This window comes from Micromonospora sp. WMMD735, from assembly GCF_049178995.1.
Classification (GTDB): domain Bacteria; phylum Actinomycetota; class Actinomycetes; order Mycobacteriales; family Micromonosporaceae; genus Micromonospora; species Micromonospora wenchangensis.
In genome coordinates this window covers 6,988,206-7,011,627 of record NZ_JBMHMJ010000002.1, presented here as the reverse complement: position 1 = coordinate 7,011,627, position 23,422 = coordinate 6,988,206, and the positions used below count along the sequence as shown (strand labels likewise).

The following is a 23,422-nucleotide window of genomic DNA, read 5'->3' as shown; positions in this document are numbered from 1 at the left end:
ATCGACAACACGGGATAAAGCAGGTTGACACCCTCGCTGAAACATGATTAATTGCGATTCGTCACATCTCTTGGGGAGGGATCCGTTGGCATCCGGTGATGATCGGGAGGCGTTGATCACCGCCGATCAACCAATTGTCTTCAAACTCCTCGGTCCCCTGGAAGTGTGGGTGGACAGCACCCGCGTCCCGCTCGGCGGCACCCGGCAGGAACTGGTGCTCGCGGCCCTGCTGCTGGCCACCGGATGCGTCGTCACCCTGCAACAGCTCGTCCAGGTCGTCTGGGAAACGCACCCGCCGTCGACGGCGGCGCACCAGATCCGGAAGATCGTGGCGGACCTGCGTCGGCGGCTGCCCGCCGGGCTGATCGTCACCGACGGGCCCGGCTACCGGATGGTCATCCACGACACGGCGGTCGACCTGCAGATCTTCGAGAAGCAACTCGTCCGGGCCCGGGCCGCCGAGGACGACGGCCGCCCGGCCGAGGCCATCGACGCCCTGACCACCGGCCTCTCCCTGTGGCGCGGCGACGCGCTGAGCGGCATGAACGGCCTCACCGTACGCACCGCGGCGGCCCGCGCCGACGAACGTCGCCTGATGACCGTCGAACGTCTGATCACCCTGCAACTGGAGATCGGCGAGGAGGGCGACCTGGTCGGCCAGCTCCGGGCGCTGGCGGCCGAGCACCCGATGCGGGAACGGTTGCTGGTCCTGCTGATGACCGCGCTCTACCAGAGCGGACGGCAGGCCGAGGCCCTCCAGGTCTACGCCGACGCCCGGCAGTCGCTGGCCGACCAGTTGGGCATCGATCCCGGGCCGGAGCTGAGCCGGCGGCACGAGCAGATCCTGCGCAACGACCCGGCCCTCGACCCGCGTGCCGCCACCCGCGCGGCGGTGCCCGCCGTCCGGGTCGTGACCTCGTCGAGCCGCCCGATGACGATCCCCCGGGACCTGGTCGACTTCACCGGGCACGACGAGACCCTGGAGACGCTCGTCGGGTTCGCCCGGCCGGATGCCACGGCGCTGACCCTCGTGTCGATCAACGGGATGGGCGGCGTCGGCAAGACCACCCTGGCGATCCACGCCGCGCACCGCCTGGGCAGGGAGTTCCCCGACGGCCAGCTCTTCCTGGACCTGCACGGCTTCACCTACGGCCGGGACCCGGTCGACCCGGTCGAGGCGCTGGGCGTCCTGCTGCGTGCGGTGGGCACCCCGGGCGAGCAGCTCCCCACCGACCAGGTCGGCAGGTCGGCGCTCTGGCGGGCCACGACCGCCGACCGGTCGCTGCTGATCCTGCTGGACAACGCCAGTAGCGCCCAGCAGGTCATCCCGTTGCTACCCAGTTCGGCCACCAGCCTGGTGCTGATCACCACCCGGTCGCGGCTCAACGGACTGGACGGGACCCACTCGGTCACCCTCGATCCGCCGCTCGACGACGAGGCCAGCGCGATCGTCCACCGCCTGCTCGGCGACCGGCACCCGGCGACCGAGGCCGAGGTGCAGGCCCTGGTCGAGGCGTGCGGCCGGCTGCCGCTGGCCCTACGGATCGCCGTGGCCCGGCTGCACAACCGCCCGAAGTGGACGCTCAGCTACCTGATCGGCCGGCTGCGCCGCGAGGGGCGGCTCATGCGGGAACTGGTCCTCGACGACCGCAGCGTCGCGGCCAGCATCGGCCTGTCCTACCACGGGGTCGGCCCCGACCACCAGCAGATGTTCCGCCTGATCGGGCTGTTCCCCGGGGAGAGCTGCGACGCGTACACGGCGGCGGCCCTCGCGGGCGTCCCGCAGGAGCGGGCCGAGCAGATCCTGGAGGACCTGCTCGACTCGCAGCTGCTCATCCAGCGGCAGGTCGACCGGTACGAGATGCACGACCTCGTCCGCAACTTCGTCCGTACCGTCCTCGCCCAGGACGAGGACGAGAACACCACCGCCATCCACCGGCTGCTCGACTACTACGTCGTCACCGCGGAGACGGCGGCGAACCGGGTCCAGCCCGGCCGGTTCGTGACCGAGGCCCGGGTGCGGTACCCGCCGCAGGACGTGGCGCCGCTGGCCGACCAGGCGGAGTCGCTGGAGTGGTTCGAGGCCGAGCGGCGCAACCTGCTGGCCGCGATCGACCTGGCGGCCGACCGGGGCCACGACTTCCACCTGTGCCACCTGCCCCGCACGATGGCCTTCTACCTCTACGTCCGGGGCGAGATGCACGAGCACATCGCCACCTTCCGCAATGCCGCCGCCGCCGCCCGCCGGATCGACGAACCGGTCCACGAGGGACTCAACCTGATCAACGTGGCGATCGCGCACTGGTACCTCGGGGAGTTCACCGAGGCCCTGGAGTGCTACGCCGACGCGCTGGCCATCGCCCAGGACACCAACGACACCGTCGGCGAGGGCACCTGCCTGGGGCGGATCGGCATCGTCTGCGCCAGCATGGGTCGCTTCGAGGAGGCGCTGAGCTACCAGCAGCGGGCGCTGGCCATCCACCGCACGATGGGCAGCCAGGCCGAGCAGGGCAACGCGCTGAGCAACATCAGCCAGCTCCAGAACGTCCTCGGGATGCACGCCGAGGCGGTGACGAGTGCCCGGGAGGCGGTGCGCCTGCTCGACGGCCGGGACCAGCCGGCCGATCTCGCCTCGGCGCTGACCCGGCTCGCCTCGGCGCAGAGCAACCTGGGTGAGGGACCGGCCGCGCTGGCCACGCTGACCCTGGCGACCGTTCCGGTGCAGACCACGAACAGCCGCCGGGCCCGCGCCATGCTCGATACGCGCTACGCCGAGGTCCTGATGCGGCTCGGGCGGCTCGCGGAGGCGGAACGGCACGGCCTGGCCGCGCTGAGCCTGCTGGGTGGCCTGGAGAACCCGGCGCTGCGCGCGGAGGTGGAGAACGTCCTCGGTCGGGTCCACACGGAACGGGGCGACTTCACCGGCGCCCTGGCCCGACACCGCAGGGCCCACGAGAACGCCGACCGGATCGGGCTGCGCCTCGAACAGGCGCGCGCGCTCGACGGGATGGGGCGCGCCCACGCCGGCCTTGGTGACTTCGACCGGGCGGTGACGGACTGGCGGGCCGCGCTGAGCCTCTACCAGGTCATGGGCATCACCGGCGACGATCTGGAGCAGCGGCTCGGATGCCTGGAGCAGTCCCGGTCGGCCGTGTCGCACTGACCGGAAGCTCCGGTGCCGGGCGGTCGCCGTTCCCGGGTACCGTCTGCACCCCGTAACAGCGCCGCCCGATTACATCGATCAGAGTAATTATCACAGGGAGGCGTCGTGGAAATTCGCCACGACTCGGTGACGTAATTCGGTCGGCGCGCGCCTCAGCGCGGGCCACCATTGTCGAGCAGCGGCCCGTCGGCGACCGCGACAACGGTGTGACCCTCCTGGCCGGCCACCACCCGACCTTGGTCGGCGGCGGATCCGGTGGCGGCGAAGGCCACGACGGCCAGGCTCAATGCGACAGCGGCCCGACCCAGGATGCGGATCTTGAACATGACATTCCCCCGATGTTCGTCGGTCGTTTTGACAATGCCACTGTCACAACCGTCGCTACCGGAACGATCCCACATCGCTCCCGGTGAATACCATTGTGGTCCCAGATGGCGAGGACGACGACACTGCGGCAATTATGGGCGCATGACGCAAAACGCATTCAAACCCATCGCTTGTGGCGACTCCCGCCGATGGGGTAGACATGGGGTGCCCGCCACGGCCGGCGCCGCCCCCTCCCCACGGCCGCCCCCTCCCCCGGGGGCCGATGCCGACCGGCGACAGGCGTCCCGTCGCCTCCCGCGCGTCGACCGCGCCGGCATTCCCCACCGCGAAGTGCGGCAACCCGGCCGGCGGGAACGGATCGGGACCGATTCGGTATCGGCCCGCGCCACAGTGGTGCAGTGACTTCGGTTGACCAGACGGCGGACTGACTCGCCACCACAGCGCCGGCACTCCACCCGATGCCACGTACCGCCGACACCGAGCCGGCGGGCGACTCGACGGGGGGAACATCCGTGAAGTACGAGATCCTTGGCGAGATCCGGGTCCATGGCGTCAGCGGTGTCGTCACGCCCCGTACCCGCAAGACCGAGACCCTGCTGGCGGTGCTGCTGGCGAAGACCAACCAGATGGTCACCTCCGACCAGTTGCTGAACGAGATCTGGGGCGAGGACCCGCCCAGCCGGGCCAACGACGCGCTCTACGTCTACATCTCGCAGCTCCGCAAGGTGCTGCGCGGCAGCGGCCACGACGCCGCCATCGTCACCCGGCCCCGGGGGTACACCATCCTGACCGACGCGGGCGACCTCGACGCCGACGAGTTCCGCCGACTCGCCCACCTCGGCCAGCAGCTCCGCCGCGCCGGCCAGTTCTTCCCGGCGGCCCAGACGCTGCGCAGGGCGCTCCGGCTCTGGGGTGGGCCCGCCTTCAGCGGGCTGATCGACAGCCCGGTCGTGTACGCGTACGCCACCCTGCTCAACGAGCTGCGCATCGAGTGCCTGGAACAGCTCATGGAGATCGAGCTGACCCTCGGCGGCCACCGCGAGATCGTCGGCCAACTCTCCGCGCTCATCACCGAACAGCCCCTGCGCGAGAAGCTCTACCAGTACCTGATGCTCGCCCTGCACCGTTCGGACCGCCGGGCCGAGGCGCTGGCCGTCTTCCACACCGCCCGCCAGCGGCTCGACATGGAGATCGGCATCGAGCCCTGCCAGGCCCTGCGCGACCTGCACCAGCACATCCTGCAGGACCGCGATCTCGGGTCGTCGATGCTGGTCAGCCCGCTCGCGGCGGCGTCGTGACCACGACCGCGGCGAACGTGCCGTACCGCACCGACGAGCCCGACCTCTGGCTGCGCCGGTTCGGCGCCCGCAGCAGCGGCGGCCCCACCCTGATCTGCCTGCCGCACGCCGGCGGCGCGGCGACCTTCTTCCGGCCGCTCGTCGGGCTGCTCGCCGCCGAGGTGGACGTGACGTGCGTGCAGTACCCCGGCCGCCAGGACCGCCGCGGCGAGCCACCTGTCGACACCATCGACGCCCTGGCCGACCTGCTGACCGAGGTGATCCGGCCGACCGTGCGCGGGCCGGTGGCGCTCTTCGGGCACAGCATGGGCGCGATCCTCGGTTTCGAGGTGGCCCTGCGCCTGGAACAGCTCGGGGTCGCCCCGCTGCGGCTGTTCGCCTCCGGTCGCCGGGCGCCCGGGGTGTCCCGGCACGAGACGGTCCATCTGCGCGACGACCGTGGGTTGCTGGCCGACGTCGCGGAACTCAGCGGAACCGAGGACGACGTCTTCGCCGACGAGGAACTGACCGCGATGGTGCTGCCGGCCATCCGGGCCGACTACCGGGCGATCGAGACGTACGCGCCCCGACCCGGGGTGCCCCGGTTGCGCTGCCCGGTGACGGCGCTGCACGGCACTTCCGATCCCCGGGTGGACCTCGCCGACGCGCACGCGTGGGCGGGCCACACCGACGGCGGGTTCCGGCTGCAACCGTTCCCCGGTGACCATTTCTTCCTGCTGCGGCAGTGGACTCCGGTGGCCCGGGCGATCCGAACGGATCTGCGGCTGGGCTGACCCGCCCTCGACACGGACCGGCCCCGGTGCGAACAGGCAGCGGGGCCGGTCGGATCGCGTCTCCTCCTATTGTCCCGGGCGATAAAGATCGACGCCGATCGACGCATGACGGGCTTTAGAACGGTTTCAGCGACCCGCCATAGCGTTCGCCGGACGGACAATGGAGCGAGGGGACCGACACACGATGAACGAATCGACCACCTGGCGAGCATTGACGACAGGCAGCACCGACGAGGTCGTCCTGGCCATCGACTTCGACGCCACCGGCCGCCCGGAGGCGCGGTTCGCCGACCTGGCACCGCACCTGGGACCGGATTCCAGCGTGTGGGAGACCGTGCCACTCGGGATGGACGCGCTGGCCGGACCCAGCGGCGAGGGATACGTCAAGCGCTGGGCCGACGAGGTCCGCGCCAGCGGCCGTACGGTGACGGCGGTCATGGGGTTCTGCGCCGGTGGCGCACTGGCCCCGGCCCTGGCCGCGCAGGTCGGCCAGTGGCAGCCGGAGCCCCCGCTGATCCTGTTCGACCCCGAGACCGTCACGCCGCTGACCATGTACTGGCAGTTCGCGAAGATCATCGAGGTGGCCACCTCGTCGCTGACGCCGGCCGAGCTGGACGAGGCCCGGGAGGCGGGCCGGCAGGCCCAGCGCGACCTGGGTGACCTGGAGCCGCTGGCGGACCGGCTCAGCGAGATCTTCGGACAGGTCGGCGCGGTGGCCTTCCCCCGGCTCGGTCTGGACGCCACCAGCGCCGCCGAGGTGGTCACCCTGTTCCGCTCCTTCATCAGCTACCTGTGCGCCGCCGGCCAGTTCGACCCGCTGCCGGCGTGGTCCCGGGCCACGGTGCTCACCTCGGCGAGCCCCACCAGCGGTCTGAACGGCTACCGGACGATCAACCCGCAGGCCCCGACGAACCTCGCCGGCGACGAGATCACCTTCTCGGTCGGGCACGCCGGCATGCTCGCCGACGCCACGGTCGCCGCGACCACCCGGGAGCTGCTGGCCCGGACCCGGGTCCTCGGGGGAGCGCGGTCGTGACCGGGCCGGCCGCCGCCACCCGCAAGGAGGAGGCGCTGTGGATGCTCGACCAGCTCGTCCCGGGTTCCGGCGTCAACAACCTGGCGGTGGCCCTCGACGTCGAGGGTGAACTCGGCGACTGGGAGCTGGAGGAGACCCTCGCCCGACTGCTGGCCCGGCACGCCACCCTGCGGACGGTCTTCCGCGACACCCCGGCGGGGCTGCTGCGGCACGTCCTCGGGCCGACCGAGATCACCGTCGCGCTCGACCAGCACGAGGTCGCGCGGGCCGACCTGGAGGAGCTGCTCACCGCCTACGTGGGCAGGCCGTTCACGATGGACGGCAGCCCGCTGCTGCGCGCCGGACGGTTCCGTACCCCCGACGGGGACGTGCTCTGCCTCGCCGTGCACCACCTCAACTTCGACGCCCTGTCCTCGGTGGTGCTGACCGAGGAACTGGTGGCCCTCTACACCGCGGTCTCGGAGGACGCCGAGCCGCCCGCCGAACTGGCGCAGCCGGCACCGGTCTGCGTGGAGCCGGCACCGAGCCAACGCAGCCTCACCTACTGGCGTGACCAGCTGCACGGGTTCGACCCGTCCGGGCTCGCCCTGTGGTGCGAGGGGCCGGACGTGGCCCAGCCGACCCTCACCGGAGACCGGGTCACCGCCCGCCTCTCGGCCGCCGCGTACGACGCGGTACGTGCCCTCGCCCGCCGACTGCGGGCACCGGAGGCGGTCATCCTCTACGCGGCGTACAGCCTGCTGCTGTCCCGGCACGGCGCGGGTCGGGACGTCGTCGTGGGCGCGCCCGCCTCGCTGCGGACCGCCGAGAGCAGCCGGGCCGTCGGCTACCACATCAACACGTTGCCGCTGCGGCTGCGCATCCCGCCGGGCGTCACCTTCGCCGACCTGGTCGGGGAGGCCCGGGGGGTGTTCCTCGCCTCGATCATCCACCGCGAGGTGCCCGTCGAGGCGCTGATGGCACAGTTCCGTCCGGCCGCCGGCTCCTGGCGTAACCCGGTCTTCAAGCACCTGTTCAACTACGTCCCGGACGAGGGGCAGGCCAGCTACGACCTCGGTGGGCTGCGGGCCGAGCGACGCATCGTGGAGAACGGGTTCAGCAAGTTCGACCTGGAGTTCTTCGTCGTCTCGACGGCCGGCGCGCTGGACGTACGGGCGGTCTTCTACACCGAGGTCCTCGGGCGGGCGGACGTGACCGCGATGCTGGCCCGGTTCGACGCGCTGCTGGTGACGCTCGGCCAGCGCAGCGGGGAGCCGGTCGACGCGCTGCCGCTGCACGCCCCGGCGGACCTCGCCACCATCGACACGGCGAACGCGACCACCCGTCCGGCGCGAAACCCCTCGGTGCTGGCGGCCATCGCCGACCGGGTCGCGGCGGCCCCGACGGCGGTCGCGGTCCGCGACGGCGACCGCGCGGTGTCGTACGCCCAGATCTGGGCGGCGGCGGACCGCACCCGGGCGGCCCTGCGCGCGGCCGGTGTGGGTCCGGGCGGGGTGGTCGCCCTGCTGGGCCGGCGGGGTCCGGAACTGCTCGGCGCGGTCCTGGGCACCTGGCTGGCCGGGGCCGCCTACCTGCCGGTCGACCCGGCCCACCCGTACCAGCGGATCGTCTACCAGCTCGACGACTCGGGCGCGGGGGTGGTGATCGCCGATCCGGGCACGCCGGTGCCGGAGGCGCCCGGCCGGGTGGTGCTGCACCCGGTGGAGGTCGCCGACGCCGATCCGGCACCGGTCGGCCCGCCCGCCGACGGGTTCGCCGCCGGCGATGACCCGGCCTACCTCATCTACACCTCCGGGTCGACCGGACGCCCGAAGGGCACCTGGATCACCCACCGGGCGCTGGCCAACCTGATCGAGCACTTCGTCGACCTGCTCCGCGCCGACGCCTTCACCGCGACGCTCTGGCTGACCACGTTCAGCTTCGACATCTCGGCGCTGGAACTCTTCCTGCCCCTGGCCACCGGCGGGTCGACGGTGGTCGCGCCGGACGCCGCCCGCACCGACGGGCAGGTGCTGCTGGACGTGCTGCGGCGGCACCCGGTCGACGTCGTGCAGGCGACGCCGACGACCTGGCGGCTGGTGGCCGAGCAGGCCGGGGACGTCCTGCGCGACGTCCGGCTGCTCAGCGGTGGCGAGGCGCTGCCGGCCGGGCTGGCCCGTCAGCTCGCCGGGGCCGGTCGGGAACTGCACAACGTCTACGGCCCCACGGAGACGACCATCTGGTCCACGGCGGCGCTGCTCGCCACCCCGTTCACCGGGCCCGTCCACGTCGGTGCGCCGATCGCGAACACGCAGGTCTTCATCGCCGACCCGGAGGGCCGCGAGCTGCCGGTGGGCCTGCACGGCGAACTCTGCATCGCCGGTGCGGGGGTGGCGATCGGCTACCACCGCCGCCCGGAGCTGACCGCCGAACGGTTCGGCGGGCACGAGCGGTACGGGCCGTTCTACCGCACCGGGGACCTGGCCCGCTGGCGGCCGGACGGCACCATCGAGGTGCTCGGCCGGATGGACCGTCAGGTGAAGCTGCGGGGCAACCGGATCGAGCTGGGCGAGATCGAGTCGGTGCTCGGCGAGCATCCGGCGGTCGACGCGGCGGCGGTGCTGGTGCACGGCGGCGCCGACGGCACGCTCGTCGCGTTCGTCGTCGGTCCCGACCCGGACGACGCCGTCCACGACGACCTCTGGCGGCACGCCATCGGGGTGCTGCCGCACGCCGCGGTGCCGCAGGAGTTCATCGTCGTGGCCGGCTTCCCCACCACCGGCAACGACAAGGTCGACTATCCCGCGCTGGGCCGGCTCGCCGAGGAGCGCCGGCAGCGGGCACGCGAGACCGCACGCCCGACGGCGGCCAGCGGCGACCCGGTGCTCGACGAGCTGATCACCCTGTGGCAGGACCTGCTCGGCCATGCCGACGTGCACGCCGGGTCCAACTTCTTCACCGCCGGGGGGCACTCGTTGCTCGCCGCCCGGCTCGTCCAGCAGGTCGAGGCCCGGCTGCGGGTCCGGCTCGCGCTGTCCGACATCTTCGCCAACCCCACGCCGATCGCGCTCGCCGAGGGCGTACGGGCGGCCCAGCGGCAGCGCCTCGACCGGGTCTCACTCAACTAAGGAGCATCCACCATGACAATCACCAGCGACCTGCCCGTCGTCGACCTGCCCGCGCTGCCGTTCGAGCGCGACCAGTTCGACGTCAACGGCATCGCACCGCTGTTCCGCGAGCTGCGGGACACCCAACCGATCGTCCGGGTGCGTACCTCGGCCGGTGACGAGGCCTGGCTGGTCACCCGGTACGAGGAGGTCAAGACGCTGCTCAACGACCCGCGCCTGGGCCGCTCCCACCCCGAGCCGGAGAAGGCGGCCCGGGTCGCCAACGCGGCCGTGCTGACCGGACCGCTGGGCACCCCGGACAAGGAGGTCGCCGCCCGGCAGCGGTTCCGGCGGCTGATCGGGCCGTCGTTCGCCGCCCGCCGGGTGGAGAAGCTGCGCGGCCAGGTCCAGGAGATCGTCGACCAGCTGCTCGACGATCTCGCGGCGAGCCCGCAGCCGGCCGACTTCCACGAGGCGCTCTCGTTCCCGCTGCCGGTGCTGGTCATCTGCCAGTTGCTGGGCGTGCCGACGGAGGACCGCGCCGAGTTCCGGCACTACTCGGCCGGCGCCACCGCGCTCGACGACCCCGCCGCGGCGAAGGCCGCCTGGGAACGGCTCGTCGCCTACATGTACCGGCTGATCGACATCAAGCGCGCCGAGCCGGGCGAGGACGTCTTCTCCGACCTGCTCGCGGTCGCCGAGCAGGAGAACCTCAGCGACGACGAGATCGCCCGGATGGGTGCCGGCCTGCTGTTCGCCGGCCACGAGACCACGGTCACCCGGCTGGACCTCGGCACCCTGCTGCTGCTCACCCACCCCGACCAGCGGAGGAAGCTGCAGAACGACCTGAGCCTGGTGCCGTCCGCGGTCGAGGAGATGCTGCGCATGGTCGCCCCGTCCACCCAGGACGTGCTGCCCCGCTACGCACACCAGGACATCACGGTCTGCGGCACCGACGTGCCGGCCGGTGACCTCATCCTGCTCGCCTTCACCGCCACCAACCGGGACCCGGACGTCTTCGTCGACCCGGACCGCTTCGACATCACCCGCGACTCCGACCGGCACATCGCGTTCGGGCACGGGCCCCGGTTCTGCATCGGGTCGAGCCTCGCACGGGCCGAGTTGCAGTGCCTGTTCGCGACGCTGCTCGTCCGCTTCCCCAATCTCCAGCTCGCTGTCCCCCCAGCCGAGCTGGAGTTCCGCGATTTCACCCTCACCGGTGGCGTTACCTCCCTTCCCGTCACCTGGTGAGCTGAACGCGCGGAACCCACTGGCACCGCCGGCCACGTCCCGCCGGCGGTGCCAGTGTCGTGTCCGGGGCACGTCACCGGGACGCGCGAACCCGGGGAGGCGGCCGCCGGTCCACGCGGACCCCGACCCCTGCGGACCCCGCTCCCCGCTACCTGCCCCCCGTCGCGCAGCGACTCTTCCGGCCGGGCCGGCGGCTCATCGGGCCGGGCCGGCGGCTCATCGGGCCGGGCCGGCGACTCTTCCGGCCGGGCCGGCGGCTCATCGGGCCCGGCCGAAGCTCGGGTGCGAACAGCGCGGTGGCCGCCATCGGGGGATGATGGCGGCCACCGCGGGTGGGGGGGAAAGGTCACTCGGCGATACGGGTCTGCGCCGTCCAGCGGTAGATGACGACATCACCGTCGACCGCCGTCAGCGACTCGTCGGTGCGCTCGAAGTGCTCGTAGCCGCAGCCGTACCGCACTTTGATCTTCGGCTCCAGGCTGTTGACCAACCGGGCCCGAAAGTCGTCGGGAAAACCGTTCGGGCCGCCCTCGAGACGAACCCTCACCTGCGACGTGGTCATGGCCATACCTCCGGCTCTGTGCTGTCGACGGGCTGTGCGAAACGGTGGGATCGGGGAGCGCCGGTGCCGACGTCCCGGCCGGTGACGACGCCGGGCCGGTCACCGGCCCGCACGGGCCGGGAACGTCCTCGGCCCCGCCCGTGTCGTGTGCGGTGCACGGCGATCAGCCGATCGTCCAGGTGTCGCCGCTGTCGAGCAGGTCGGTGAGCATCCGCGTCGGGTCGTCGGACCCGGTCGAGGTGGCGTGCGCGACCTGCGCGCGCACGGTGTCGTCGTAGCAGGGCCGCTCGACGGCGCGGAACACGCCGACCGGGGTGGTGTGCAGGTCGGAGCCGGAGAGCCGGGACAGCGCGAACGCGTACGCCGGGTCGGTGACCGACTCGTCGTGCACCACGATCTCGCCGGGCGGCACCTGCGCGGTGGGACGGACGGCGAGGCCGAACCCGCCCGGCGGATGCGTGACGCAGAACCGGCCGTCCGCGCCGAACCGGATCGGCTCGCCGTGGGTGAGCCGGATCAGGTGGTCGTCACGGACGTCCGGATCCTTGAGCGGCGCGAAGGCGCCGTCGTTGAAGATGTTGCAGTTCTGGTAGATCTCGACGAACGCCGAGCCACGGTGGGCTGCGGCGGCCCGCAGCACCGACTGCAGGTGCTGGCGGTCGGCGTCCAGGGTGCGGGCGACGAAGCTCGCCTCGGCGCCGAGCGCGAGCGAGAGCGGGTTGAAGGGTGTGTCGGGTGAACCGACCGGCGTCGACTTGGTGGTCTTGCCCAGTTCGGACGTCGGCGAGTACTGCCCCTTGGTCAGCCCGTAGATCCGGTTGTTGAACATCAGGATCTTGAGGTTGACGTTGCGGCGCAGGGCGTGGATCAGGTGGTTGCCGCCGATCGACAGCGCGTCGCCGTCGCCGGTGACCACCCAGACCGACAGGTCGGGCCGGCTGACGCACAGGCCGGTGGCGATGGCCGGCGCGCGCCCGTGGATCGAGTGCATCCCGTAGGTGTCCAGGTAGTACGGGAAGCGCGACGAGCAGCCGATGCCGGAGACGAAGACGATGTTCTCGCGCGGGATGCCCAACTCCGGCAGGAACCCCTGGACCGCGGCGAGGATGGCGTAGTCACCGCAGCCGGGGCACCAGCGGACCTCCTGGTCGGACCGGAAGTCCCGGGCGGTCAACGACAGGGCGACCTCAGGCATCACCGATCACCCTCTCGAAGGCGTTCTCCAGTTCGCCGGTGGTGAACGGCGAACCCTCGACCTTGGTGTGGGACACCACGTCGACCAGGTACCTGGCGCGCAGCACCCGGGCGAGCTGCCCCAGGTTCATCTCGGGGACGACCACCCGGTCGTAGCGGGCCAGGACGTCGCCGAGGTTCGCCGGCAGGGGGTTCAGGTGCCGCAGGTGGGCCTGCGCCACGGCGTGGCCGCGCCGGCGCAGCGCCCGGCACGCGGCCGTGACCGGCCCGTACGTCGAGCCCCAGCCGAGCACCAGCACCCGGGTGTCCGGGTCCGGGTCCTCCACCTCGACGTCGGGCACCGGGATCGAGGCGATCCGGGCCGCCCGGGTACGCACCATGAGGTCGTGGTTGGCCGGGTCGTACGAGATGTCGCCGGTGCCGTCGGCCTTCTCCAGGCCGCCGATCCGGTGCGCCAGCCCCGGCGTGCCCGGGACCGCCCACGGCCGGGCCAACGTCTGCGGGTCCCGCAGGTACGGCAGGAACCGGCCGTCCGGACCGTTGGGTTCGCGGGCGAAGCTGACCCGGAGGTCGGGCAGCCGGGACACGTCGGGCAGCAGCCACGGCTCGGAGCCGTTCGCCACGTAGTTGTCCGACAGCAGGATGACGGGGGTGCGGTAGGTCAGGGCGATCCGGGCCGCCTCGATCGCCGCGGCGAAGCAGTCCGCGGGCGTCGCCGGGGCGATCACCGCCAGCGGCGCCTCACCGTGGCGGCCGAACAGCGCCATGTCCAGGTCGGCCTGCTCGGTCTTGGTCGGCATGCCGGTCGACGGACCGGCCCGCTGCACGTCGATGACGACCAGCGGCAGTTCCAGCGCGACCGCCAGGGAGATCGTCTCGCCCTTGAGCGCCACCCCCGGCCCGGAGGTGGTGGTCACCCCCAGCGCACCGCCGTAGGAGGCGCCCAGGGCCGCCCCGACCGCGGCGATCTCGTCCTCGGCCTGCATGGTGGTGACGCCGAACCGCTTGTGCTTCGACAGCTCGTGCAGGATGTCCGAGGCCGGCGTGATCGGGTACGCGCCGAGGAACACCGGCAGCTCCGACCGGACGCCGGCCGCCACCAGCCCCAGCGCCAACGCCGCGTTGCCGGTGATGTTGCGGTACCTGCCGGGCGGCATCGGGGCCGGCGCGACCTCGTACCGGACGGTGAAGTCCTCGGTGGTCTCGCCGTAGTTCCAGCCGGCCCGGAAGGCGGTGACGTTCGCGGCGGCCAACTCCGGGCGGGTGGCGAACTTGCGTTCCAGGAACCGCAGGGTAGACGCGAACGGGCGGGCGTAGATCCAGCTCAGCAGACCGAGCGCGAACATGTTCCTGGCCCGTGCGGCGTCCCGCTTCGACACCCCCGTCTCGGCGAGCGCGCCGAGGGTCAGCGTGGTCAGCGCCACCGGATGGACCTCGTACCCGTCGAGCGAACCGTCCTCCAGCGGGTTGGCCCGGTAGCCGACCTTCGTCAGCTGGCGTCCGGTGAACTCGTCGGTGTCGACGATGATCGCCGCACCGCGGCGCAGGTCGGCGAGGTTCGCCCGCAGCGCGGCCGGGTTCATCGCGACCAGGACGTCGGGCGCGTCGCCGGGGGTGAGGGCGTCTACGGCGGAGAAGTGGAGCTGGAAGCTCGACACGCCGGGCAGGGTGCCGGCCGGCGCCCGGATCTCGGCCGGGAAGTTGGGCAGCGTCGCGATGTCGTTGCCGAGCTGGGCGGTCTCCGAGGTGAACCGGTCCCCGGTGAGCTGCATCCCGTCGCCCGAGTCGCCCGCGAAGCGGATGACCACCCGGTCGAGCCGCCGGACCGGCGTCTCCCCCGGTGCCGCACCGGTCGTCGTCGTGTCGTGCACCATCGTCGTCATGGTTCCGCCTTCCGAGCGTCACACGCCGAAACTGGAGAGCACCTCGCGCAGCCGGGCGGCGAAGGCGCGGGGGTGGGTGGTCAGCCCGGCGTGCCCGCCGGGGAACTCCGAGGTCGCCAACCCGAGGTGGGCCGCGAGGCGTTCGGCGGCGACGTAGCCCCACACGCCGCGCGAGTCCTGCCCGGCGGCCGGGACGACCCGCGTCGGCCCGGTCTTCATCGCGTCCAGGTCGTCCATGTCGAGCCGGTACTCCCGGAACGCGGGCAGGTCCCGGGACAGGAAGAACTCGATGTTCGCGGTCCGCCGTTCGTCGGGCGGCGGGGGCATCGCGACCCCCGGCTCGGTCGCCAGCCGGCGGAAGTCCACCCCGTTGAGCGCGCCCAGGCGCAGCAGCGCCGGCAGGCCGCCAGCGCTCCGGTGCAGCTCCTCCGCCTCGTCGAGGCCGGCGTTGACCGTGCGACACAGGTCGTCGGCCAGCAGGTCGAGGATCGGCGGCTCGTGCGTGACCAGCACCCGGACCTGTTCCGGGTGCCGGGTGGCCAGGTGCAGCCCGGTGAGACCACCGATGCTCGAACCGAACACCACCGCCGGCTCCGAGGTCACCTCGGCCAGCAGCCGGTGCACGTCGTCGGCGTGGGTCTCCACCGGCACCGGGCGGCCGTCGTCGGGGTCGATGACGCTGCGCGACAGGCCGCGCCGGTCGTAGGTGACCACGGTGTACGCCTCGGCGAGCTGCGCGACCAGATCGGCCGCCCGGTCGGCGTCCCCGTCCCCACCCTGGAGTATCAGCAGCACCGGCCCGGAACCGCAGATCTGGTAGTACAGGTTGGCGTCCGGAACCCGAAGCGTGCGACCGATCTCACTCATACGCCCGATCGTCGCGGGCGGACCTAACGCGAACCTTGCGTCCGGCTGTAGCGCCCCGGGGCACCCGCTGGCGGCGGTGTCAGCCGGTGGGGGTGTCAGCCGGTGGCGGCGAAGGTGTCGCGCACCGCCGGTTCCAGCGACCGGCCGGTGGTAGGTTCGACGAACAACTCGGCCAGCAGCAGGTCGGCGAGGTAGGTGGGGTTGAGACCCGCCTCCCGGCGCGCGAGAGCGTGCAGCATTCCGCCGCAGCCCAGCGCGGCACGGACGGCGGGGGCGGGCAGGCGGCCGACCCGACGCGGCCGGCCGACGGCATGGGCGATGCGGGTCATCATGGCCGCCCAGGTGAGGTTCTCGTCGGCGACCGGGACGTCCCCGCCCCGGGCCTGTTCGAGCGCGTCGGCGGCGACCTCGGCCACGCTGCGCGCCGAGGCGGCGGCCGTTCCACCGGCGGGGACCGCCAGCGGCGCCCGGGACCGCGCCCACCGGTCGAGCGGACCGGCCCAGTTGGGCAGCCGGTCGCCGGCCCGGCCGAAGACGAACGGCAACTCCAGCACGGTGACCGGCAACTGCGGGCCGGCGGCGGCGCGTCCCTCGGCGGCCTGTTCCCGCCGGCACCTGACGTAGACGTGCCGGTCCGCCAGGCGCCACTGTGGATGCCGCCGGTCGAAGAAGGTGTAGTACGACCCGGTCAGGACCGCCCGGGTGAGGCCCTCGGTGCGGGCAGCGGTGAGCAGGCGTACCACCGGGTCGACGAGTTCGCGGCGCAGCAGCGGGTGGATCGGCCGGGGCAGCACCCGCTGTTCGTCGGCCCGGGTGGCGAGGACGACACCGTCGTGGCCGGCGAGCAGCGGTCGCAGGTCGTCGGTCGAGGCGGACTCGACGTCGAGCAGGTGGTCGACACCGGGCCGGGCGGTACGGGCCACCGTGGTCACCCGGTGTCCCCGCCCGCGCAGCACCTCGACGACGTGCGCGCCGATCAGACCGCTACCACCCACCACAAGGATTCTCACGTCTCATCGTCCACTACGGACCGGGCCGGTTGTCAAGCCACGGCACCGCCGCGACGGCCGAGGCCAGCAGTCGCTGCGGCTCGAACTGCTTCGATGTCATGCCGGCGAGGACAGGTCGCCGCGCTGGACAGACGTGAACTCAGTGCGCCCCGGGCCGGGTCCGGCGGGCACCGGCCGGCCAGAGGACCGAGACCGGGATGCCCCGACGCCGGGCCCGGTCGATGGTCCGGTCCGTCGACGCCGCGTGGCAACCCGGCTCGCCGTCCCAGACCGCCACCAGCCGCTGCACCCGTCGCACCAGTTCCCGGTTGGCGGCGACGAAGGCGGCGGTGCCCGACCGGTCGTGGCCGGTGTGCACGACGGCAACCGCCCGGTCGAGCAGCTCGTCGAAGCCGGCCCGCTGCCCCGGGGCGATGACCGCGTCCCGGTAGTCCCGGGCCGGCAGTATCACCTCGTACGTGCCGCCCAGTTGCAGGACCGTGCGCGCGAAGATCTGGTCCGTGCCGCCGGCCAGGCAGGTGACGCCGCGCACCGGCCGGTCGCCGAGCCGGTGCAGTTCGGCCCGGAGCGCGTCGGCGACGAGCACCTCCGTGTCGCGGGTCAGGTGGATGTGCCCGGTCACGCCGATGCGCTCCGGCCCGGGATCAGCCGACATCCGCCGGTCCTCTCCGCGGCGCCGGCACCCCGGGCGCCAGCCGGATCAGCTCGAAGCCGCTGTCGGACAGCACCTCGGGCAGCGCCCGGATCTCCTCGCGGTTGCGTTCCTGGACGTCGGAGGGGAGTTCGTCCCACGGCCGCAGGGAGGGGTGCCGCTGCTGGACGTCGTCGCGGGACTCGCCGTACGCCCAGCCGTCCCCCTGCCGTTCCCGGCACCACCGTTCGTGTTCGAGCCGGGCGAGCACCTCGATCCGGTCGTCGATGGCCTCCCCTGCGGAGACGTCACCGGTGCCGCCTCGCCGGGGTGCGACCACGCACCCGAGGTTCAGCAGTTTGGCGGCGATGTCCTGGACGTGCGCCCGGTTGGCCCGCCGCAGCGACTCGGGCAGTCGCGACCAGTCGACCATCGCCGGGGTGTCGCCGGGACGCAGCCCGGCTCGTCGCCGCGCGTCGAGGTAACGCTCGTGGATCTTGCGGGCCAGCCGCTCGGTGAGGTCGTCACCGATCAACCGGGCATCGCAGGCGCGGGTGAGCACCGGATACAGGCGGAGCTTGCCGTGCACCTCGTCGAGCAGGTCGTGGCGGGAGTCGCCGTGGAAGGCCGCGGCCAGCGCCGCCTGCCGGTAGACCGGCACGAAGACGCAGCTCTCGACGACCTGCCAGAGACCCGGTGAGTCCAGCACGAACTGCAAGCCGCTGCTCTCCTCCGGTGCGCAGACGTAGATCCGATCGTAGCGGCCGGAGCCGAGCCGGCCGAGCGCGACACCGTCGAGGTCCCCGTCGTACGCGGTCAGCTCGCAGACGGTGCCCATGAACGGGTAGCGGGACGTCACCGCCTCCCGTTCGGCGCTGGCGTCCGGGGCCACGAGATCCACCCGCAGGGGTGGCAGGACGACACCGGCCGCCGCCTGCGCCCGGCATACCCGCCAGTGCCGGGCCGTCTCGGTCAGCAGGGCGCGGCGGAAACCGCCGGTGCCGGCGATGAGCAACCGGGTGGGTCGGTCGGCTGTGCCGGCCAGGGGGTGGTGCCGGTACAGGGCGCGGGCGGCGATGTCGTCGACGTGGAAGTAGTCCAGCCGCAGCCGGCTGGATCCGGCCGCGCCGAGCCGCCGCGCCTGCAGGGACAGGCACATCTCGGAGTCGTTGACCAGCACGTAGACCCGTGGTGGTTGCCGTCCGTCCCGGATGAGCCGGCTGGCGGTGTTGGCGATGGCGTGGTTACGGTCGTCGTCGTCACCGCAGGCGTAGATGGTGTGGGCCCGGGGCAGACCCGCGCCGCGTAGCACCTCGGCGCTGGTCGGATCACCGATGACGCCGAGATACCGGCGACGGCGGTACTCCAACGGGCCGAACGGTACGGACCGCACCACGACCACGCGTTCCCCGTCGGCGAAGAGCCGGTCGGCGAGCAGGTGGGCGAACCGGGAGTCACCGCAGACGAGAACGTGGCCACGGGCCCGTCGGGCGCGCAGGCGGCGACTCTCGGCGGCCAGCAGCAGCCGGCCCGCCTCGGCGACGGCGAGGAGGGTGAACAACGGTGCGGCGAACCGGGCGACCTGCAACTGCCACGGGTAGGGGCCGGGGTCCTGGAACGGCTCGGCACCGAACACGAAGAGTTGCAGGTCGTAGTAGAGCACGTCGAACCGGTCGTGCACGGTGTCCGGCCGGGTCCGTAGCAGGCTCTCGAAGCCGACGTAGCCGAGGATCAGCGCTGCCAGTCCGATGATCCCGAACAGTCCTCGCAGCCACCAGCCGGCCCGGCGGGGCGAGCCGACGACCGGGTCCGTCATGGGCCCATGGTATTTGACAGGGTCGATCAGAAGCCGTCGCGAAGCGCCGCGCGCGGGCCGGTCACAGGAAGTCGTCGGGCCTGGTGTCGGGCAGGGTGGCCAGCAGTTGACCGGCCAGCCGCCGGGTGCTGTCGTCCTGCCCCCGGTGGGTGAGCCGCACCAGCAGCTCCCGGGTCCGTGGGTCCCGCCAGTGGTGCCGGGTCAACGAGAGCAGCGCGGTCCGCCGGATCTCCCAGTCGTCGTCGTCCACCAGGCTCAGCAGCAGTTCCGGTACCTCCGGCCGGCCGGCCAGGTTCGCGCCCAGCTGTTCGGCCGCCCGACGCCGGACCTCCAGGGACGCGTCGTCGCGGACCAGACCGACCAGCAGGACCTGCACCTCGGGATCGGTGCCGAAGTGCTCGCCGAGCGCGGCGGCGACCCGTGCGCGGATCGCCGGGTCGTTGTCCGCCAGCCGACGCATGAGCCGCAGCGTCACCGCCATGGACGTCGGGCCCTGCCGGGTCAGGCAGGTCACCGCCGCGTCGAACACGGCCGGGTCGGTGTCCAGGTCGATGCACTCCAACAGCACGTCGGTCACCGCGTCGGAGCCGCCGTACCGGCCGAGCGTCTGCACCGCGGCCAGCCGGATGCCGCCGTAGCTGTCCCGCCGGGCCCGCCGGCACAGCGTCTCCCGCAGGCCGTCGGAGCCGTCGTGCCGGGCGAGCGCCTCGGCCGCCGCGCGGAGCACGGTCGGATCGGGATCCCTGCCGACCTGCTCGGTCAGGCACTCCCGCACCGTCGGCTCGGGCGGATCGGCGAGGGCCGTCAGGCTCCGGGTGACCCGCAACCGGACGAGCGCGTCCCGCTCCTCGAAGGCCCGGCCGATCAGCAGGGTACGGGTGGCGTGGCCGATCGGCAGCCGCCCGGTGAGCAGGTCGACGGCGGCGAGCCGGACACTGGCCGTCGGATCGCGTCGGGCGCTTTCCATCAGCAGTTCCCCGGTGCGGGGGTCCGGGTACGCGTCGACCAGGCCGCGCACCGCCGCCAGGCGTACCGTCGCGTCCTCGTCCTCGCGGGCCGCCCTCGCCACCACGGTCCACCCGGCCTCCTCGGCCCGGTCCCGGTCGATCAGCGCGGTCACCGCGGCGGCCCGCACGGACGGCTCCTCGTCCTGTTCGATCAGGTCGACCAGCCGGGACCGGCACCGTCCCTGCGGGTCGGGTCCGGAGGCCAGCAGCCGTACCGCCGCCGTGCGCAGCCGCGCGGAGCTGTCCGAGCCGGCCAGCTTCAGCAGCAGGTCCATGTCCTCCGGGCCGGGTGGTCCCGGCAGCAGGGTGGTCAGCAGGCAGCGTCGTACCTCGTCCGGGGCGTCGCCGTCCACCCGTCGCAGTGCGGCGGCGCGGGCTGACCCGGCCCGCCCGGGCAGGGCCAGCAGGCCCTCCAGCGCCCGCTGCGCCACCCCCGGGTCGGGGTCGGTGTCGAGCAGCAGTCGCAGTGTCCCGGCGGCGTCCGGCACCTCGGTCAGGCGCGCGGTGAGCACCCCGACGGCGGCCCGGCGTACCGGGGCGTCGGAGTCCGTGGTGGCCCGGACGACCATCCGGCGGACGTCGTCGGACAGTGCGGTGCGACCGCCGAGGGACTGTACGGCCAGCGCACGCACCGCGAGGTCGGCGGAGTCGACGAGCCCACGCAGCACGTCCGGCAGGTCGGGGTCGGCGCCGAAGTGGGTGACCAGGGCCCGCACCGCGGCCTGACGCACCGCGGTGGAGATCTCGGCGCGGGCCTGGGCGAGCAGAAGGTCCCGGTACCGGCGGCGACCGCTGCGGTCCATCCGGGCGGCGGCCTCGGCGAGCCCGGCGACCAGGGTGAGGTGGGCGTGCCGTTCGGTGCCCTGCCCGAACTCCAGGAGCAGGAGATCCTCCAGCCGTTCGTCGGCGGTGGAGAGCGCGGCGGCGATCCGGGTGGCGAACGCGGAGCCCGTGCGCCAACTGGTACGTATCCCACGGCGGCGGTACCAGTGCAGGAAGGTCGTCCGGCCGGGCCAGTCCGGCCCCAGCACCCGGATCGAGGAGAGCAGCTCGTGCTCGGTGAGGTCGACCAGTTGGGGGTCCTCGGCGGAGATGCCGTGCTCGACCAGCAGCACGACCTGGCGCAGCACGGCCTCGCCCGCCTCGGCCAGGTCCGCGGGTTGCGGGGCCTCCGCCACGCACTGCGCGGCGAGCACCAGGTTCCAGGGCGGACCGCTCAGGTTCAGCGGCGGCCAGGGTCGGGTTCCCTCGGTGGCGAGCCGGACGATGAGGTCGTTGGCGGTCGGGACGGGCAGTGCGCCGGCCACCAGCCGGAGCACCTCCCGCCAGGACGGATCGGCCCAGTGGTCACGGAACAGCGAACGCAACCGGTCGGGGCCCCAGGAGGCCGGATCGTGCTCGATTCCGTCCACGATCTCCTCGGCACAGAAGAACTCCAGGAACGCCCGGTGCACGAACCCGAACAGCCGTAGGCCGTAGCGCTCCAGGATGAAACTCCGCTCGCGCAATTTGCCGATCATCGAGTAGGCCATGGCGAGTGCCCGCTCGTTTCCGAAACTGTAGAACGTGACGAGGTGGTCCCGGAAGATGAGTGCCAGCTCGTCGGACTCGATGCAGTTCCCGGCCGGCCCCGATTCCCGGAACTGCATCCGGAAGGCCAACTGGCGCAGCAGCCGGTGCTTCGCCTTCAGATCCAGCGCCGGCACCTCGCCGTGGCTCTCCCGCAACTGTTTGGTGACGTCCCACTCGGAGATCAGGACGTCGGTGACGTGTGCGTACAGTCGTCGCCTGTTGCGGGGCAGCGGGTGGCCCCGGCCGACGATGGCCATGAGGATCAGCAACAGCGGGTTGCCGGCGATCTCGTGCATCGCGCGGGAGTTGCGCACCACGTCGAGAAGCTGTCGCCGTTGCTGTTCCGCCTCCGCCTCGGTGGGCATCACGTAGCGGCACCAGTTGCCGAGGAAGCGGGCGATCTGCCCGTCGTCGAGATCCTCGATCGTGAAATGGTCGAACCCGGCGCTGGCGAAGGTCTGCCGCAGATATCCCGCCGCCCGCGAGGTGACCATCGTCAGCACCCCCGGGTACTCGCTGGCGAAGGTGGCGATCTGCGCGGCCACCTCCTCCCGCTGCGCGGGGTCGACCACCTCGTCGAGCCCGTCGAACAGGAACAGCGCCCGGCCGCCCCGGCGCAGATACGCCTCCAGCACCGTCCGGTCGAGTCCGGGCAGGCCCATCTGCTGGCTGTGGCCCACGTAGTCCAGCAGACCGTCGCACCGCCCGTCCCCCCGGTGCGTGGCGTACGACCGCAGTTCGATCAGCACGGGCAGGTGGCCGTCCAGCGCCGCCAACCGGGGCTCGGCGCAGACCCCGGCCAGCACCAGCGCCAGGTAGCGGGCGACCGCGGACTTTCCGGATCCGGCGTCGCCCAGCAGCACCATCATCCGCCGGGCGGGATCACACACCACGTCGAACAGCATCAACGCGTCCTTGGCCGCGTACTCCTCCCGCAGCCGCTCCACCTCCTCCGGGTCCACCACCCCGGGCAGCCCCGCGTCGTCACCGTCCGGCGTGGTCCCGGCCGGGCGCCACCAGGCCAGCGGCATCTCCGGGCGGGCTTCCTCGTGCACGCGGGGCTCCACGAACACCTTCGGCAGCCCGACGGTCAGGTAGCCGATGGTGGGTCGGGGTGACACCGCGTTCACCGGGACCGCCTCGTACATCAGGGTCAGGTTCCGGTAGTAGCGGGCCCGCATCTCCTCCGGCAGGTGGGTGCCCGGGTCGGCCGGACCGCGGACCGGGGACCGGCCGCTGAGCACGTCGGTCAGCGCCGCCATCACCTTGGCGGTCAGGTCGTCCACGCTGGAGAAGAAGTCACACAGGTGGTGCTCCTGGAGTTCCCGGCGCAGTTCGACGATCCGGTCACCGTCGTCGCCCCGGTCCATCATGTGGCCCGGCCAGTGCGCGTCCTCGGCGAGCAGGAAGACCAGGCAGGGCTTTCCGGCCGCGAGCGCGGCGCGGTACTCCAGCTCCGTGATGGACGACGTGTGGCCGGGCGGCCGGAATCCGTACCGCCAGGCGAAGAGTCCCAGGTAGAGATCACAGTCCCGGACGTCGTTCAGGCAGCGCTCCAGCGGTGGTTCGACGTCGGCGCCGTACGCCTCCATGGCGACGTCCTGGATCTTCAGCCGACGGGCCACGGCGTGTACGGCCAGGCGGTATTCCAGCAGGTCCTTTTGGGTGGCCGAAATGTAGACCTTCATGAACGGCAAACTCCAGGAGGGAGACTGGCGACCGTTACTTTGAAAGTACCAGCCGCCGTCACCTGCTCATGTTCGACGAACACTCGTCGCGCGTTGCTGCGCGTGGGATTCCCGCGGAGGCCGGGCCTATGATGTCGACAGCACGGATTCAGGTCCGAGCGGGCCGGAGCTCGTTATCCCGAGATTTCCTTTTGTCCGGCACGCATCCGGATCGGCACGGATCACGGCGGCGCACGTCAATCACCAGGGGACGCATTC

Annotated in this window: 15 protein-coding genes; 6 read left to right on the top strand and 9 right to left on the bottom strand. The window is 72.4% G+C overall.

Features of this window, described 5'->3' with window-relative positions; translation table 11 throughout:
• Positions 1-169 precede the first annotated feature (169 nt).
• Positions 170-3,163 carry a BTAD domain-containing putative transcriptional regulator gene (locus tag ACN268_RS30795; protein ID WP_421486535.1) on the top strand — a complete coding sequence of 998 codons (2,994 nt, stop codon included), beginning with the start codon at positions 170-172 and terminating at the stop codon, positions 3,161-3,163.
• A 152-nt stretch (positions 3,164-3,315) separates the two neighbouring features.
• On the opposite strand, the gene ACN268_RS30790 is transcribed toward ACN268_RS30795, so the two are convergent.
• Entirely contained in the window at positions 3,316-3,489 is a 174-nt protein-coding gene (locus ACN268_RS30790) for a hypothetical protein (protein ID WP_421486534.1), read from the bottom strand.
• A gap of 513 nt (positions 3,490-4,002) precedes the next feature.
• On the opposite strand from ACN268_RS30790, the gene ACN268_RS30785 reads away from it, so the two are divergent.
• From ACN268_RS30785 to ACN268_RS30765, 5 genes are all read left to right on the top strand, one after another.
• Positions 4,003-4,788, top strand: coding sequence for an AfsR/SARP family transcriptional regulator (locus ACN268_RS30785; protein WP_421486533.1), 786 nt, complete (start codon positions 4,003-4,005; stop codon positions 4,786-4,788).
• On the top strand, positions 4,785-5,561 hold the full coding sequence (locus tag ACN268_RS30780) for a thioesterase II family protein (RefSeq protein WP_421486532.1): 777 nt from the start codon (positions 4,785-4,787) through the stop codon (positions 5,559-5,561). The genes ACN268_RS30785 and ACN268_RS30780 overlap by 4 nt, the downstream gene beginning before the upstream one ends.
• A gap of 184 nt (positions 5,562-5,745) precedes the next feature.
• Positions 5,746-6,597, top strand: a complete 852-nt coding sequence (locus ACN268_RS30775) for a hypothetical protein (protein ID WP_377684955.1) — start codon at positions 5,746-5,748, stop codon at positions 6,595-6,597.
• The gene (locus tag ACN268_RS30770; RefSeq protein ID WP_421486531.1) at positions 6,594-9,704 is read left to right on the top strand and encodes a non-ribosomal peptide synthetase; all 3,111 of its coding nucleotides are present in this window, start codon (positions 6,594-6,596) and stop codon (positions 9,702-9,704) included. The genes ACN268_RS30775 and ACN268_RS30770 overlap by 4 nt, the downstream gene beginning before the upstream one ends.
• A gap of 12 nt (positions 9,705-9,716) precedes the next feature.
• Positions 9,717-10,934, top strand: coding sequence for a cytochrome P450 (locus ACN268_RS30765; protein ID WP_421486530.1), 1,218 nt, complete (start codon positions 9,717-9,719; stop codon positions 10,932-10,934).
• 346 nt (positions 10,935-11,280) lie between these two features.
• Here ACN268_RS30765 and ACN268_RS30760 read toward each other — a convergent pair whose 3' ends face one another.
• From ACN268_RS30760 to ACN268_RS30725, 8 genes are all read right to left on the bottom strand, one after another.
• Entirely contained in the window at positions 11,281-11,496 is a 216-nt protein-coding gene (locus ACN268_RS30760; RefSeq protein WP_421486529.1) for a DUF5988 family protein, read from the bottom strand.
• A gap of 163 nt (positions 11,497-11,659) precedes the next feature.
• Positions 11,660-12,694: a 2-oxoacid:ferredoxin oxidoreductase subunit beta gene (locus ACN268_RS30755; RefSeq protein ID WP_421486528.1), complete on the bottom strand. Its 1,035-nt coding sequence runs from the start codon at positions 12,692-12,694 to the stop codon at positions 11,660-11,662.
• Positions 12,684-14,564 (bottom strand): 2-oxoacid:acceptor oxidoreductase subunit alpha, encoded by a 1,881-nt coding sequence (locus tag ACN268_RS30750; protein WP_421411581.1) that lies wholly within the window; start codon positions 14,562-14,564, stop codon positions 12,684-12,686. Before ACN268_RS30750 ends, ACN268_RS30755 begins: the two co-directional genes overlap by 11 nt.
• 27 nt (positions 14,565-14,591) lie before the next feature.
• The gene (locus tag ACN268_RS30745; RefSeq protein ID WP_421486527.1) at positions 14,592-15,440 is read right to left on the bottom strand and encodes an alpha/beta fold hydrolase; all 849 of its coding nucleotides are present in this window, start codon (positions 15,438-15,440) and stop codon (positions 14,592-14,594) included.
• A 95-nt stretch (positions 15,441-15,535) separates the two neighbouring features.
• Entirely contained in the window at positions 15,536-16,435 is a 900-nt protein-coding gene (locus tag ACN268_RS30740; protein ID WP_421486526.1) for an NAD-dependent epimerase/dehydratase family protein, read from the bottom strand.
• Between the two features lie 154 nt (positions 16,436-16,589).
• Complete coding sequence (locus ACN268_RS30735; RefSeq protein WP_421486525.1) at positions 16,590-17,105, bottom strand: hypothetical protein; 516 nt, start codon at positions 17,103-17,105, stop codon at positions 16,590-16,592.
• Complete coding sequence (locus ACN268_RS30730; RefSeq protein WP_421486524.1) at positions 17,095-18,897, bottom strand: RyR domain-containing protein; 1,803 nt, start codon at positions 18,895-18,897, stop codon at positions 17,095-17,097. Before ACN268_RS30730 ends, ACN268_RS30735 begins: the two co-directional genes overlap by 11 nt.
• A 61-nt stretch (positions 18,898-18,958) precedes the next feature.
• A complete protein-coding gene (locus tag ACN268_RS30725) occupies positions 18,959-23,164 on the bottom strand; it encodes a HEAT repeat domain-containing protein (RefSeq protein WP_421486523.1) in 4,206 nt (1,401 codons plus the stop codon).
• Positions 23,165-23,422 lie beyond the last annotated feature (258 nt).

What these genes read in the sequence shown, in the direction of transcription:
- ACN268_RS30790 (WP_421486534.1), bottom strand. Translation starts at nt 3,489, where the DNA reads ATGTTCAAGATCCGCATCCTGGGTCGGGCCGCTGTCGCATTGAGCCTG.
- ACN268_RS30775 (WP_377684955.1), top strand. Translation starts at nt 5,746, where the DNA reads ATGAACGAATCGACCACCTGGCGAGCATTGACGACAGGCAGCACCGAC.
- ACN268_RS30765 (WP_421486530.1), top strand. Translation starts at nt 9,717, where the DNA reads ATGACAATCACCAGCGACCTGCCCGTCGTCGACCTGCCCGCGCTGCCG.
- ACN268_RS30760 (WP_421486529.1), bottom strand. Translation starts at nt 11,496, where the DNA reads ATGACCACGTCGCAGGTGAGGGTTCGTCTCGAGGGCGGCCCGAACGGT.
- ACN268_RS30750 (WP_421411581.1), bottom strand. Translation starts at nt 14,564, where the DNA reads ATGGTGCACGACACGACGACGACCGGTGCGGCACCGGGGGAGACGCCG.
- ACN268_RS30745 (WP_421486527.1), bottom strand. Translation starts at nt 15,440, where the DNA reads ATGAGTGAGATCGGTCGCACGCTTCGGGTTCCGGACGCCAACCTGTAC.
- ACN268_RS30735 (WP_421486525.1), bottom strand. Translation starts at nt 17,105, where the DNA reads ATGTCGGCTGATCCCGGGCCGGAGCGCATCGGCGTGACCGGGCACATC.
- ACN268_RS30730 (WP_421486524.1), bottom strand. Translation starts at nt 18,897, where the DNA reads ATGACGGACCCGGTCGTCGGCTCGCCCCGCCGGGCCGGCTGGTGGCTG.
- ACN268_RS30725 (WP_421486523.1), bottom strand. Translation starts at nt 23,164, where the DNA reads ATGAAGGTCTACATTTCGGCCACCCAAAAGGACCTGCTGGAATACCGC.